Here is a 14,194-nt window from a genome sequence, read left to right as displayed (position 1 = left end):
TTTCTGATATAATGGGAAAATATTCGGAAAAGGAGACTAAAAATGAAGAAAAAATTTCTAGCATTTTTGCTAATTTTATTCCCAATTTTCTCATTAGGTATTGTGAAGGCAGAAACGATTAAGATTGTGTCTGATACCGCCTATGCACCTTTTGAGTTTAAAGATTCAGATCAAACTTATAAAGGAATTGATGTTGACATTATCAACAAAGTCGCTGAGATTAAAGGATGGAACATTCAGATGTCCTATCCTGGGTTTGACGCAGCGGTCAATGCGGTTCAAGCTGGTCAAGCTGACGCTATCATGGCAGGGATGACAAAGACGAAAGAACGTGAAAAAGTTTTTACCATGTCTGATACTTACTATGATACAAAAGTTGTCATTGCAACTACAAAGGCACACAAGATTAGTCAGTATGACCAATTAAAAGGTAAAACTGTTGGTGTTAAAAACGGAACTGCCGCTCAACGTTTCCTTGAAAGTATTAAGGACAAATACGGCTTTACCATTAAAACATTTGACACTGGTGATTTGATGAACAACAGCTTAAGTGCTGGTGCCATTGATGCTATGATGGATGATAAACCTGTTATCGAGTATGCCATCAACCAAGGTCAAGACCTCCATATCGAAATGGATGGGGAAGCTGTAGGTAGCTTTGCTTTCGGTGTTAAAAAAGGAAGCAAATACGAGCACCTGGTTACTGAATTTAACCAAGCCTTGGCTGAAATGAAAAAAGATGGTAGTCTTGATAAAATCATCAAGAAATGGACTGCTTCATCATCTTCAGCAGTGCCAACTACAACTACTCTAGCAGGCTTAAAAGCTATTCCTGTTAAAGCTAAATACATCATTGCCAGCGATTCTTCTTTTGCACCTTTTGTTTTCCAAAACTCAAGCAACCAATTTACTGGTATTGATATGGAATTGATTAAGGCCATCGCTAAAGACCAAGGTTTTGAAATTGAAATCATCAACCCTGGTTTCGATGCCGCTATTAACGCTGTCCAAGCTGGTCAAGCAGATGGTATCATTGCTGGTATGTCTGTCACAGATGCTCGTAAGGCGACTTTTGATTTCTCAGATTCATACTACACTGCAAACACAATCCTCGGCGTCAAAGAATCAAGCACCATTGCTTCTTATGAAGATTTGAAAGGGAAGACGGTCGGTGTTAAAAACGGAACTGCTTCTCAAACCTTCCTAACAGAAAATCAAAGCAAATACGGTTATCAAATTAAAACCTTCGCTGATGGTTCATCAATGTATGACAGTTTAAATACTGGTGCCATTGATGCCGTTATGGATGATGAACCTGTTCTCAAATATTCTATCAGCCAAGGACAAAAATTGAAAACCCCAATCGCTGGAACTCCAATCGGTGAAACAGCCTTTGCTGTTAAAAAAGGAGCAAATCCAGAATTAATTGAAATGTTCAATAACGGACTTGCAAACCTTAAAGCAAACGGTGAATTCCAAAAGATTCTTGACAAATACCTAGCTAGCGAATCTTCAGCTGCTTCAACAAGCACTGTTGACGAAACAACAATCTGGGGCTTGCTTCAAAACAACTACAAACAACTCCTTAGCGGTCTTGGTATCACTCTTGCTCTAGCTCTTATCTCATTTGCTATTGCCATTGTCATCGGGATTATCTTTGGTATGTTTAGCGTTAGCCCATACAAATCTCTTCGCGTCATCTCTGAGATTTTCGTTGACGTTATTCGTGGTATTCCATTGATGATTCTTGCAGCCTTCATCTTCTGGGGAATTCCAAACTTTATCGAGTCCATCACAGGCCAACAAAGTCCAATTAACGACTTTGTTGCTGGTACCATTGCCCTATCGCTCAATGCAGCTGCTTATATCGCTGAGATTGTTCGTGGTGGTATTCAGGCCGTTCCAGTTGGACAAATGGAAGCCAGCCGAAGCTTGGGGATTTCTTATGGAAAAACCATGCGTAAGATTATCTTGCCACAAGCAACTAAATTGATGTTGCCAAACTTTGTTAACCAATTCGTTATCGCTCTTAAAGATACAACTATCGTATCTGCTATCGGTTTGGTTGAACTCTTCCAAACTGGTAAGATTATCATTGCCCGTAACTACCAAAGTTTCAAGATGTATGCAATCCTTGCTATCTTCTATCTTGTAATTATCACACTTTTGACTAAACTAGCGAAACGCTTAGAAAAGAGGATTCGTTAATGGCAAAATTAAAAATTGATGTAAATGATTTACACAAGCAATATGGAAAAAATAAGGTCCTAAAAGGGATTACAACTAAATTCTACGAAGGAGACGTTGTCTGTATCATCGGGCCTTCAGGTTCTGGTAAGTCAACTTTTCTTCGTAGCCTCAACCTTCTAGAAGAAGTTACGAGCGGTCACATCACTGTGAACGGTTATGACTTAACTGAAAAAACAACCAACGTTGACCACGTCCGTGAAAATATCGGTATGGTATTCCAACACTTCAACCTCTTCCCTCATATGTCTGTATTGGACAACATCACCTTTGCTCCTATTGAGCACAAGTTAATGACTAAGGAAGAAGCTGAGAAATTGGGAATGGAATTGCTTGAAAAGGTTGGTCTAGCAGATAAAGCTAATGCTAACCCAGATAGCCTATCAGGTGGTCAAAAACAACGTGTGGCCATCGCTCGTGGACTTGCAATGAATCCAGACATCATGCTCTTTGATGAACCAACTTCAGCCCTTGACCCTGAGATGGTCGGAGACGTACTAAACGTTATGAAGGAATTGGCTGAACAAGGCATGACCATGATTATCGTAACCCATGAGATGGGATTTGCCCGTCAGGTTGCCAACCGCGTTATCTTTACTGCAGATGGTGAATTCCTTGAAGACGGAACACCTGATCAAATATTTGATAACCCTCAACACCCACGTCTGAAAGAGTTCTTGGACAAGGTCTTAAACGTCTAAACTTAAACTGTAAGGATTTCCTTGCAGTTTTTTTCTATCTCGTATTGGATTTTTTGATTTTTCGGAAAATTATGTTAGAATTAAGTTTATGAAATGAGGTTTCCTCATACCTAGCAAGACTAGGAATAAAAATAGAAATTAGGTAGCTAGATGTCATCTAAGGTTATTGTTACAATTTTCGGTGCGAGTGGAGACCTGGCTAAACGCAAGCTCTACCCTTCCCTTTTTAGACTATATAAATCCGGCAATCTTTCCGAGCACTTTGCAGTTATTGGAACTGCCCGTCGTCCTTGGAGCAAGGAATATTTTGAATCTGTTGTTGTCGAATCGATCCTTGATTTGGCAGATAGTACTGAACAAGCTCAAGAGTTCGCTAGCCACTTCTACTATCAAAGTCATGATGTCAATGATACAGAACACTACATTGCTTTGCGTCAATTGCAGGCTGAACTAAATGACAAGTACCAAGCGGAACACAACAAGCTCTTCTTCTTGTCTATGGCACCTCAGTTCTTTGGAACCATTGCCAAACACCTCAAGTCTGAAAACATTGTAGACGGTAAAGGTTTTGAGCGTTTAATCGTTGAGAAACCATTTGGTACAGATTACGCAAGCGCAAGCAAGTTGAATGACGAACTCCTAGCAACATTTGACGAAGAACAAATTTTCCGTATCGACCATTATCTTGGTAAGGAAATGATCCAAAGTATCTTTGCAGTTCGATTTGCAAACCTGATTTTTGAAAACGTTTGGAACAAAGACTTTATCGACAATGTTCAAATTACCTTTGCGGAGCGCTTAGGCGTAGAAGAACGCGGTGGCTACTATGACCAATCTGGTGCCCTCCGCGACATGGTACAGAATCACACTCTTCAACTGCTTTCCCTCCTTGCTATGGACAAGCCAGCAAGCTTCACAAAGGACGAGATTCGTGCTGAAAAGATTAAGGTCTTTAAAAACCTCTATCATCCAACCGATGAAGAACTTAAAGAACACTTTATCCGTGGTCAATACCGCTCTGGTAAGATTGATGGCATGAAATACATCTCTTATCGTAGCGAGCCAAATGTAAATCCAGAATCAACAACTGAAACCTTTGCATCTGGTGCCTTCTTTGTAGACAGCGATCGCTTCCGTGGTGTTCCTTTCTTCTTCCGTACTGGTAAACGTCTGACTGAAAAAGGAACTCATGTCAACATCGTCTTTAAGCAAATGGACTCTATCTTTGGAGAACCACTTGCTCCAAACATTTTGACCATCTATATCCAACCAACAGAAGGCTTCTCTCTTAGCCTAAATGGAAAGCAAGTAGGAGAAGAATTCAACTTGGCCCCTAACTCACTTGATTACCGTACAGATGCGACCGCAACTGGTGCTTCTCCAGAACCATACGAGAAATTGATTTATGATGTCTTAAATAACAACTCAACTAACTTTAGCCACTGGGATGAAGTTGGTGCATCATGGAAATTGATTGACCGTATCGAAGAGCTCTGGGCTGAAAATGGTGCCCCACTTCATGACTATAAAGCTGGAAGCATGGGACCTCAAGCCAGCTTTGACTTACTTGAAAAATTTGGTGCTAAATGGACTTGGCAACCAGATATCGCCTATCGTCAAGATGGTCGTTTAGAATAAAAAAATTTCCTGCAAGTTTGTACCTTGCAGGATTTTTGCTTCGGATTAGATTAAGCCTTCCAAGAGACCTTTCATAAAGTTTTCTGAGTTAAACTCTCCAATATCATCGATTTTTTCACCAAATCCAATCAATTTTACAGGAATATTGAGTTCTTCACGGATGGCTAGAACAACACCACCTCGAGCAGTTCCATCAATCTTAGTCAAGACAATTCCTGTCAAAGGAGTAATTTTCGAAAATTCTTTGGCCTGTACCAAGGCATTTTGACCTGTTGATGCATCAAGTGCCAAGAAGGTTTCATGCGGAGCTTCGGGCACAACACGTTTGATAATACGACCAATCTTTTCTAGCTCGGCCATAAGGTTATCCTTATTTTGCAGACGACCAGCGGTATCAATCATGAGAATATCAATACCTTCAGCCACGGCACGTTCCATTCCATCAAAGACCACACTGGCTGGGTCAGCTTTCTCAGGTCCAGTCACTACTGGAACATCTACTCGTCGCCCCCATTCAGCTAACTGAGCTACCGCCCCTGCACGGAAGGTATCTGCCGCAACCAGCATGACCTTTTTACCTGCTTGTTTGTAGCGGTGGGCTAGTTTCCCGATAGAGGTTGTTTTCCCAACACCATTCACACCAACAAAGAGCATGACGGTCAAGCCATCTTGGAAGTGGATGTGTTCATCGTAGTTACCATCCTTTTCATAAAGCTCAACCAATTTCTCAATGATGACACGGCGAAGTGCGTCTGGTTTCTTGGCGTTTTCAAGCTTGGCTTCGTAGCGTAGCTCCTCGGTTAAGTTAGAAGCGACTTGGACACCAACGTCACTCATAATCAGCAGTTCTTCCAATTCCTCGAAGAATTCTTCGTCAACAGAGCGGAAATTAGCAAAGAAGGCATTCAAGCGAGCACCGAAGCCTGTACGAGTTTTCTTAAGACTGCGGTCATATTTTTCCTGAACGGTTTCTTCTACCTGAGGCCTTTCTGCTTCAAGCACTTCAGAATTATTTTCTTCTACAGTCTCTGAGAGCTCAGGATTCTCTTCCTCTGAGACTTCTTCTGAGTTTGGCAATTCTTCTATTTCTTCTTGATAAACCTCTACAGCTGGCTCTGAATCCGTACTTTCTTCAACTGTGTCTTGGATTTCCTCTTCTTGGAGCACAGCTTGTTCAACAATTTCAACTTCTGCTTCTTCTTGAGGAACTTCCTCAGCTTCTGTAAGAGAAGATTCAAAATCTTCAGATAAATCAAGATTTTCCAGAGCTTCTTTTACAACTTCTTCGATTTTAGGTTCTTCTTTTTTTCCAAATAGACGGTCAAATAATCCCATATCTTAGTTCTCCTTTAGCACATATTCTTCGATAGCCCAGGCAACAGCTTCTTCATCATTGGTCATTGGAGTCACTACATTTGCGACTGCCTTGACTTCAGGAACAGCATTTTGCATGGCAACACCGAGCCCTGCCCATTCAATCATAGAGAGGTCATTGGCCTCGTCACCACAGGCCATAACTTGACTTTGGTTGATTCCAAGATGGCTGATTAGTTTTGCCAAACCTGTTGCTTTATGAACATTCTTTGGTGACCACTCTAGCAACATTTCACGTGATTTAAAGATTTCATATTGGTCAAACAATTCTGGAGAAATCTTCTGAATAGCTGCATCCAAGGGTTCTTGAGCAAAGGCAGTCACGCATTTATTATAAGTCATTTGACTAGACAAGTCTTCAAAGTCCACTGGAACAAAAGTCAAAGCTGGATTAAATTTGGCATAAAGACTTTCTTGGTCAGATTGGATTTGATAAACAGTTCCTTCTGAGATGGCATCAAGAGGCAGTGATAATTTCTCTGTTTCCTCATACAAGCGTGCCACATCATCATATGAAAAGACTGTCTTATCAAGGATTTCACCTGTATTTTTCTGTACTAAACCACCATTAAAGGTAATGGTATACTCATCTTCGTGGCCGTCAGTCCCCAGCTCATGGAGGAAGAAATCCATAGCTTTTAAGGGACGACCAGTTGTCAATACAACCTTAATACCACGATCACGCGCTGCTTTCAAGGTTGCCTTAGTACGATCCGTCAGCTTTTTATCAGTAGTCAGCAAGGTCCCATCCAAGTCCAATGCAATCAATTTTATATCTGCCATTATAAGCCCTCCATATAAGCTATAACCGACTGGTCCTTATGGTGACCAATCACAGTCTCTGCTAATTCTAAAATTTCTGGTCGTGCATTTTCAGGAGCTACAGGATGTCCCACAAGCTGCATCATATGCAGGTCATTTAGATTGTCTCCAAAAGCCATAACCTGATCCATTGTGATACCAAGTTTTTTAGTTAATTCAACAATAGCCACACCCTTATCGACATAGTCCAGAACAATATCAATGGATTCAAAGCCAGTTGTCATGGCCTTAACACCAGGAACATTTTCGTTTACCCAAGCTTCCCCAGCTTCCAGAGTTTCTTCTGTGAAGTTGGTTGTAAATTTGAAAATGTCATCTGTGATATCTTCCAAACTCGCTACTTTTTGAATATTTTCATTATAGTGCTGACTCACTTTTAAATAGGTCTCATCAACCGTATCTAGCACATAAGAGCCTTTTTTTCCCGTCAAGAGCAATTTATTGATATCTACATAAGGTGACGTTTTCAGCTTTTCAAAAGTCGTCAAATAAAACTCACGAGACATGGTCGCTTCATACAAGTCTTGACCTTGATATTCGACTAAACTGCCATTTTCCGCAATGAAAATAATATTATCACGAACATCTGCAAATAATTTTTCTAAAGATAGAAATCCGCGCCCCGAAGCCACTGCAAAGTAAATCCCTTTTTCCTTATAGGAAACCAAGAGAGACTTGAGGCGGTCCATATCAAAGCGCCCATCCCCATCTAGAAAAGTTCCATCCATATCTGTTGCTACTAGTTTAATTGTCATCCTTCAATACTTTCTAAATCTTTTAACTTAACCGAAACAATTTTTGAGACACCCGATTCCTGCATGGTCACTCCATAGATGGAATCAGCCGCCGCCATAGTTCCCTTACGGTGGGTCACAACGATAAACTGGCTGTCCTTGTCAAAGCGGTTGAGGTAATCCCCAAAACGTTTTACATTGGCTTCATCCAGCGCAGCTTCCACCTCATCCAAGATGACAAATGGGATAGTCTTAACTCGAATGATAGAAAAAAGCAAAGCTAGAGCCGACAAGGCTTTTTCCCCACCACTCATAAGGTTTAGAGACTGAATTTTCTTACCTGGTGGTTGGACAGAAATCTCAACCCCAGCTGTCAGCAAGTCTCCTTCCGTCAAAATCAAATCTGCCTGACCTCCGCCAAACATCTGTTTGAAGGTCACTTTAAAGGACTCACGAATAGCCTCAAAGGTTGATTTAAAGCGTTCCTTAACCTCATCATTCATCTCTGTAATGGTCTCAAGGAGCAGATTTTTCGCTGACAAAATATCATCTCGTTGGCTATTTAGAAAATCCAGACGATTGTGAACTTCTTCGTACTGGTCAATAGCATCCAAATTGACAGGACCCAGTGAGCGAATAGCTTTCTCTAAATCCTGCACCTCTTGCTCTGCCAGATTGAGGTTTTCCAATTCATGTGCCTTTTCTAGTGCTTCAGTATAGCTAATCTGATACTGGTCTGTTAATTGGCTTTGTAGATGGCGCAAGCGCTCGCTGACCTTTTCTTTCTTAGCTTCAGCACGTGTTTGCTTGCGAATCCACTCCTCATTCTGCTGGCGAGCCTGATCCAAATGACTAGCAATATCATCCAGTTGACCTTCAATATCATCCAACTCAAACTGCTTGCGAATCAAACCTTGTTGGAGGTTTGTTTTCTGAGTTTTGGCTTCTTCTACCTGTTGACTGAGCAATTCTGTATCAACCTTCTCAAGATTGTCAACTTTTTCTTGGAGAAGGCGCTGAATTTCCTCTTGCTCGATATTCAGATTGTCCAATTCCTTGCCTAAACGGTCAATGTCAGCCACTTCATAACGTTTTTTCCCTTGCAGTTCTGTCTTAAGCAAGCGAGCCTGCGCTACCTCTTCCTGCAAGTTTTGATAGCGTTCTTGAATGGCGTTTTTGTTAGACTTAATCTCTTCAATCTCAGCTTCCAGATTTTGCTTGTCGCTGGAGATAGTAGTGAGGCGCTCTTGGCATTTTTCCTTATCTGCTTGCCAATCTCCCTCAGAAAGACGATCTAATTCCTCTTCTTGGAGTTTCAAAAGAGTTTCTAGCTCTTCAACTTGTTGACTGGTCTGCTGATAAGCGAGGGACAAGGCTTGCTCCTGAATACGTGCCTGCTCTCCTTGAGATTTGATGGCTTCTAAACTTTCTGTCAATCTAGCCATCTCATCTTGCAAGGTCTGCAAAGCGGTTTCTTCTGAACGAAGACTTACTTCTTCTTCAGCAATTTCTTTTTGCAATTGTTCCAACTCTGGCTTGATGAAAATGCTGTTGTTCTGACGATTGGCTCCACCTGCATAGGAACCACCTGTACGAAGTTCTGTCCCATCCAATGTCACCATACGGACCTGATAACGAACTTGGCGCGCGGCTGCACGCGCATGTTCTACTGTATCAAAAATAGCTGTTGTTGCTAGCAAGTTCTTGAAAATGGCTTCCAGTCTAATATCAAAAGTAACCAGCTCATCTGCCATCCCAAGGAAACCTGGGCTTGCAGCAATAGCATCTTGGTTCTGACTAGAAATCGTACGCGCCTTGATAGTCGTCAACGGAAGGAAGGTTGCACGACCTGCTCTGTTTCGTTTGAGGAAATCAATGGCCTTAGTCGCCGCGTTCTCATCTTCTACAATGATGTGCTGACTGCTTGCACCAAGCGCAATCTCAAGGGCAGTTTGATAATGCACATCAAAGGTCAGGTGCTCACTAACTGCCCCAATAATCCCACCAAGGCGGTCTTTTTCTTGGAGAACACTCTTAACACCTGCATAAAAGTTGCTATGATTTCTCAGGATATTTTCCAAACTTTGGGCTCTAGCCTGCTTGTTTTTGAGACTATCCAGACGGTCAAAGAGTTGGCTTTGTTGAGCTTGATAGGAAGTTTTCTGCTCCTCTTGTTCCTTGGCACAGACTTGATAGTCAGCCAATAATTTCTGAACCTGCTCCTTGGCCGTTTTAAGCTCTTCTTTTTGATGACTAGCCTTCTCTTTAGCTGTAGTCAGTTGTTCTTTGAGCTTTTCTAGTTGATCTGCTTGTTTTTGAGAAAGCTGACGACTATTTTCCAACTCGTTTTCGATACGGGTCAACTGGTTTGAGACATCGGCTTCTTCCTGTAAAAGTGCTACAAAACGTTCACGCAAGAGCTCAATCATCTGGTCAGGATTATCTGAAAAAGCCAGCAATTCAGCTTCTAAACAATTGAGTTTTTGATTATTTTGGATTAGATTTTCCTCTAAAAGTGCTAAAGAGTTTTCCTTATCAGTTTTTTCTTTGCTGAGAGAATTTCTCTTATCCTCCAAAGCAGCCAAACGGGCTTGTGCTTCCTGTTGATTGAGGGCTACTTGCTCAGATTCTAATTTCGATAGGGCTAATTTTCTCTCTAAATCACTAATCAGACTGGTCAAATCCATCAAACTGCCTTGGTCTTTGGCCATTTCAGCCTGTAAATCTTGACGTTGCTTTTTAAGAGTTTGATTTTCTTCTTCTAATTTTTCACGCTTTTGGTAGTAGCTCGTCAAGAGTTCCTGAACCTGTGCTAACTCTTCTTCTGTCAACTCTAGTTCAGCCTTATTTTCCTTGATTTGAGCAACTAAAACGTCTAAATAAATAGCCTTGCGTTGACCTTCCAAATCTAGAAACTTACGGGCATTTTCAGCTTGCTTCTCAAGAGGCTTGATTTGATTATCCAACTCGTAAATAATATCCTCTAAGCGGTCTAGATTATCCTGAGTTTGTTGTAGTTTGCTCTCAGTTTCTTTTCTGCGAGTCTTGTATTTTAAAACTCCAGCAGCTTCTTCAAAAATAGCTCGGCGTTCTTCAGGCTTGGAATTAAAAATCTCCTCAACCTTCCCTTGGGAAATAATGGAGAAGGAATCTCGTCCCAATCCAGTATCCAAGAAGAGGTCATGAATATCACGCAGACGCACTTTCTTGCCGTCAATCTTGTATTCGCTATCTCCACTACGATAGATATGGCGTTCCACCCTAATTTCTTGGCCTGCATCCTTGATAAATCCGTCATTATTATCCAGAGTCACAACTACAGAAGCATAATTGAGCGGTTTGCGACTTTCAGTTCCAGCAAAAATAACATCCGGCATCTTGCCCCCACGGAGACTCTTGACACTAGACTCTCCCAAGGCCCAACGCAGACTTTCTGTAATATTCGACTTTCCAGAACCATTGGGTCCAACGACTGCCGTCACACCTTGGTCAAAGACGACCTTGGTCTTATCAGCAAAAGACTTGAATCCCTGAATTTCGATTTCCTTTAAATACATGAATCCAGCCCTTTCTCAACGGCATTTTTGGCAGCTTCCTGCTCTGCTAATTTCTTAGAACGACCTTGACCTTGACCAATGCTCTTACCTTCAACAAGAACTTCTACATCAAAAACCTTATCGTGGGCAGGACCCGTTTCAGAAATCACCTGATAACGAATAGCCACATCCCCATTGACCTGAAGTAACTCTTGGAGATGGGTTTTGTAGTCTGTAATCATCTCAAACTCGCCTGCTTCAACCTTAGGAATCATGACTTGATAGATAAATTCCTTAACCTTGGCCACATCCTTGTCCAAAAGGAGGGCACCAAGAAAGGCTTCAAAGGCATCACCAAGAATGGTATCACGATTGCGCCCACCAGACTTCTCTTCCCCCTTACCCAGTTTGATAAACTGATCAAACTGGCAATCACGCGCAAAACCAGCCAAACTCTCCTCACGGACAATCATAGCACGGAGTTTAGACAAGTCACCCTCAGGTTTTTTAGGATATTTTTTATACAGATATTCTGAAATCAATAACTGTAGAACAGCGTCTCCTAAAAATTCCAAGCGTTCATTGTGTGAAATTTTTAAGAGGCGGTGCTCATTGGCATAACTCGTATGAGTAAAGGCAGTCTCCAGTAAATTTTTATCTGCAAATTCGATTGCAAAATGGTTCTTTAGTACAGTTTGTAATTCTTTCATACCAACCTCTTTCTAACTGATAACAGTCCTTTTTATTATATCAAAAAAAGCATCCTGAGTCACTTTAAAACGGGACTGGAGGGGATTTGGATATTCTTTAAAAATAGATTTTCAGTTTTAGGTGCAAATTTGAGACGGTGTAAAGAAAAAAACCTATTAAAGGCTTTTTTAGGCTATTTACATCCACCCTGAGGGAATCGAACCCCCATCTCAAGAACCGGAATCTTACGTGATATCCATTACACTAAGGGTGGAAACTTGTTTTATTATAACAGAAATTTGCTCTAATAACAAGTTTTTTTCTAGTGAGGTATGCGGTAGAATTTTTTAGAACGCCTAAATTCATAATTTTCTAGGAGAACATCACCGAGTTTTAAAAAAAGACTGAACAAATTTCTTGCTCAGTCTTGACATTGATACAGTTATCAGGTATCATTAATTAAAGACTGAGTAAGAAGGGTGAGTTCTTACTCGGTAAGGCGAGAAGTGTTAGCGCACTTTTCGTCTTTTTTTATTCGATTAATTTAAGTAAATTATAACACATTTTTACATACCGTGCAAGTATTTTATGTTTGATTGTAGCACAAAAAGACCTTTTTTTACAAAGGTTATTGTTATATAACTTTTTATATACTTTATTATATATTTTTATTGTTTTCGGAAGTAAGATAATCTTTTACTATCAGGGTAACATTGATATCTAGATGTATTTTCTTTTTCCGTTTTACTCATTCTTTTTTTAATGGTATAAGCAGAAACTTCCTCTAAAGAAATAAATTTTTCATAATCTTCTCTCCAGTTACCAAAGAATAGTTCCCTCAAAGAATCCTCATAATTCAAAACAATTATCCGACTCATCGTTTCAGCTCCAGCAAGTGTCCAGTACATTCCTCTTTTTTTCATTCTATAAGTGACCTTACGATGCTGACTCTCCATTATCCCTATTCCTGCATGACTGAATCCTCTTTGTTCGGCTGGTTTAGTGTATTGGAAATTTCTCAATATTTTACTCTTGAACCTCTCAAATGACTCTTGTTCTTCTTCTGTTTCGATATAACTTTCAGTCGTATCCAGAACAGTTCTCATCAACTGCTTATCATGTTGCTTAATCGCCTGGAAAGCTCTCTCTAATAGATCTTCAGAGTAAAATTTTAAATAATTCTTCAACTCCTTATTTACATGGTACTCATCCCAAAAATGTTCGTGTCGTTTAATTCGCAAAACCTTCGCAATTTCTTTGAAAACATAGGGTGTATATCCATGACCTCCATCAGAGTTCGTAATCAATAAAGTCTGATCCGTAACTTCGTAATTATTGAATAGATAATCGATTACCTGCTCCCTCACTAAGCGGTTGTCAAGGCCAATAAATTCTTTTTTGTCCTGGAGTTCAAATCGATTGCTGCCAACTTTCTGGCTTCCTGTATGGACTACAAAATGGGATAAATCATAATGTTTATTATCCTTCTGTGAGTCACGTGCTTTAACCATCACACCATCACCCTCAATATAAATAACCTGGGCTTTTCTTTTGCTAACTTCTTTACCCTCTTCGTAATAGCGATAGGCTTCTCTTTCCTCCAATAACTTCTCACAAATTTTTACAGCTTTTACTACAATTGGTTTTGTGATAGAGATGTGATAAGTCAATTGGATCACCTGAGTTACTTTATCATATGGCATTAAAGTAGATAATTTGGCCACCTGATACATAAATTCCCAGGAGAAGCGGACGTTCTTCTGAAGCCCCAACTTTTCATCTACTGGAATGACCCAATGATCTCCCTTTTTCCAACGTCTTCTTCTGAAAGTAAACTCACCAAATGTAAAAGCGACGGTTCGCTCCATTGAATGAATACAGGTATACCCCTTTGCTTTCATGACTGGAATCATCTCCTCATCATACCTAGAAACAAAGTTATAAAATTCTTTTGCATTTTGAAACAGCAATTGATTTTTTAGTTCTCTCTCATCAAAGAAAGTCATTCAGAATCCTCCCTTATTAAAATTACGCTTATTTTAATAAATTTTGACCTGAATGTTCAAATAATCCTTTGTTCTGACAAAAAAAGAGCCTATCTTTTCAGATAAACTCTTACTTGTCATACCAGGGTTTCTCTTTTTTACTAAAATAGGATTTGCTCATGTCAATAGTGAATATAGCCATCGGAATCAAAATGATACTCCATAAAATTGTCACAATCCCATCTGCAATAAAGGAAAAGTCACCTGTAAAGTGAAGCCCAAAATACAATAATAATACAACTGGAAGGAAAGCTGGAGCGAATTTTAAAACAGCCAACCCTAAAACAATTATAAACACCATACTAAGACCAAATGTCTTATAGAACATATATACAGCTATAGCTCCTAGAAAAATAAAGAAGAGCTGAACAAGTCTTTTAACATCAACGAAAATCATTATAGATTCC

Annotated in this window: 10 protein-coding genes and 1 tRNA gene; 3 read left to right on the top strand and 8 right to left on the bottom strand. The window is 40.2% G+C overall.

Translation table 11 applies throughout. The features are described 5' to 3' along the window. The first annotated feature begins 42 nt into the window (after window positions 1-42). The 3 genes from OCF96_RS00150 to zwf all read left to right on the top strand — a co-directional run bounded on the left by OCF96_RS00150 (window position 43) and on the right by zwf (window position 4,586). Window positions 43-2,208, top strand: coding sequence for an ABC transporter substrate-binding protein/permease (locus tag OCF96_RS00150; RefSeq protein ID WP_261444585.1), 2,166 nt, complete (start codon window positions 43-45; stop codon window positions 2,206-2,208). After that, window positions 2,208-2,948, top strand: a complete 741-nt coding sequence (locus OCF96_RS00145) for an amino acid ABC transporter ATP-binding protein (RefSeq protein ID WP_001096324.1) — start codon at window positions 2,208-2,210, stop codon at window positions 2,946-2,948. Before OCF96_RS00150 ends, OCF96_RS00145 begins: the two co-directional genes overlap by 1 nt. 150 nt (window positions 2,949-3,098) lie before the next feature. Next, the gene (gene zwf, locus OCF96_RS00140; protein ID WP_261036595.1) at window positions 3,099-4,586 is read left to right on the top strand and encodes a glucose-6-phosphate dehydrogenase; all 1,488 of its coding nucleotides are present in this window, start codon (window positions 3,099-3,101) and stop codon (window positions 4,584-4,586) included. A gap of 45 nt (window positions 4,587-4,631) precedes the next feature. On the opposite strand, the gene ftsY is transcribed toward zwf, so the two are convergent. The 8 genes from ftsY to OCF96_RS00100 form a co-directional block, all read right to left on the bottom strand. Then, a complete protein-coding gene (ftsY, locus tag OCF96_RS00135; RefSeq protein WP_261444584.1) occupies window positions 4,632-5,921 on the bottom strand; it encodes a signal recognition particle-docking protein FtsY in 1,290 nt (429 codons plus the stop codon). A 3-nt stretch (window positions 5,922-5,924) separates the two neighbouring features. Then, window positions 5,925-6,743: a Cof-type HAD-IIB family hydrolase gene (locus tag OCF96_RS00130; protein WP_261444583.1), complete on the bottom strand. Its 819-nt coding sequence runs from the start codon at window positions 6,741-6,743 to the stop codon at window positions 5,925-5,927. Further along, window positions 6,743-7,537 (bottom strand): Cof-type HAD-IIB family hydrolase, encoded by a 795-nt coding sequence (locus tag OCF96_RS00125; RefSeq protein ID WP_261444582.1) that lies wholly within the window; start codon window positions 7,535-7,537, stop codon window positions 6,743-6,745. Before OCF96_RS00125 ends, OCF96_RS00130 begins: the two co-directional genes overlap by 1 nt. Next, window positions 7,534-11,073: a chromosome segregation protein SMC gene (gene smc, locus OCF96_RS00120; RefSeq protein ID WP_261444581.1), complete on the bottom strand. Its 3,540-nt coding sequence runs from the start codon at window positions 11,071-11,073 to the stop codon at window positions 7,534-7,536. The genes OCF96_RS00125 and smc overlap by 4 nt, the downstream gene beginning before the upstream one ends. Next, a complete protein-coding gene (rnc, locus tag OCF96_RS00115; protein WP_000661487.1) occupies window positions 11,064-11,762 on the bottom strand; it encodes a ribonuclease III in 699 nt (232 codons plus the stop codon). The genes smc and rnc overlap by 10 nt, the downstream gene beginning before the upstream one ends. 182 nt (window positions 11,763-11,944) lie before the next feature. Next, window positions 11,945-12,016: transfer RNA gene (locus OCF96_RS00110), tRNA-Arg, on the bottom strand. A 394-nt stretch (window positions 12,017-12,410) separates the two neighbouring features. After that, window positions 12,411-13,748 (bottom strand): ISLre2 family transposase, encoded by a 1,338-nt coding sequence (locus OCF96_RS00105; protein WP_261444580.1) that lies wholly within the window; start codon window positions 13,746-13,748, stop codon window positions 12,411-12,413. Between the two features lie 109 nt (window positions 13,749-13,857). After that, complete coding sequence (locus tag OCF96_RS00100; protein ID WP_261040121.1) at window positions 13,858-14,184, bottom strand: hypothetical protein; 327 nt, start codon at window positions 14,182-14,184, stop codon at window positions 13,858-13,860. Between the last annotated feature and the right edge of the window lie 10 nt (window positions 14,185-14,194).

The sequence above is a fragment of the Streptococcus mitis genome (assembly GCF_946190065.1).
Classification (GTDB): Bacteria; Bacillota; Bacilli; order Lactobacillales; family Streptococcaceae; genus Streptococcus; species Streptococcus mitis_DE.
Note: the sequence above shows the minus strand (reverse complement) of the source record. Positions and strands in the feature narration are given on the sequence as shown.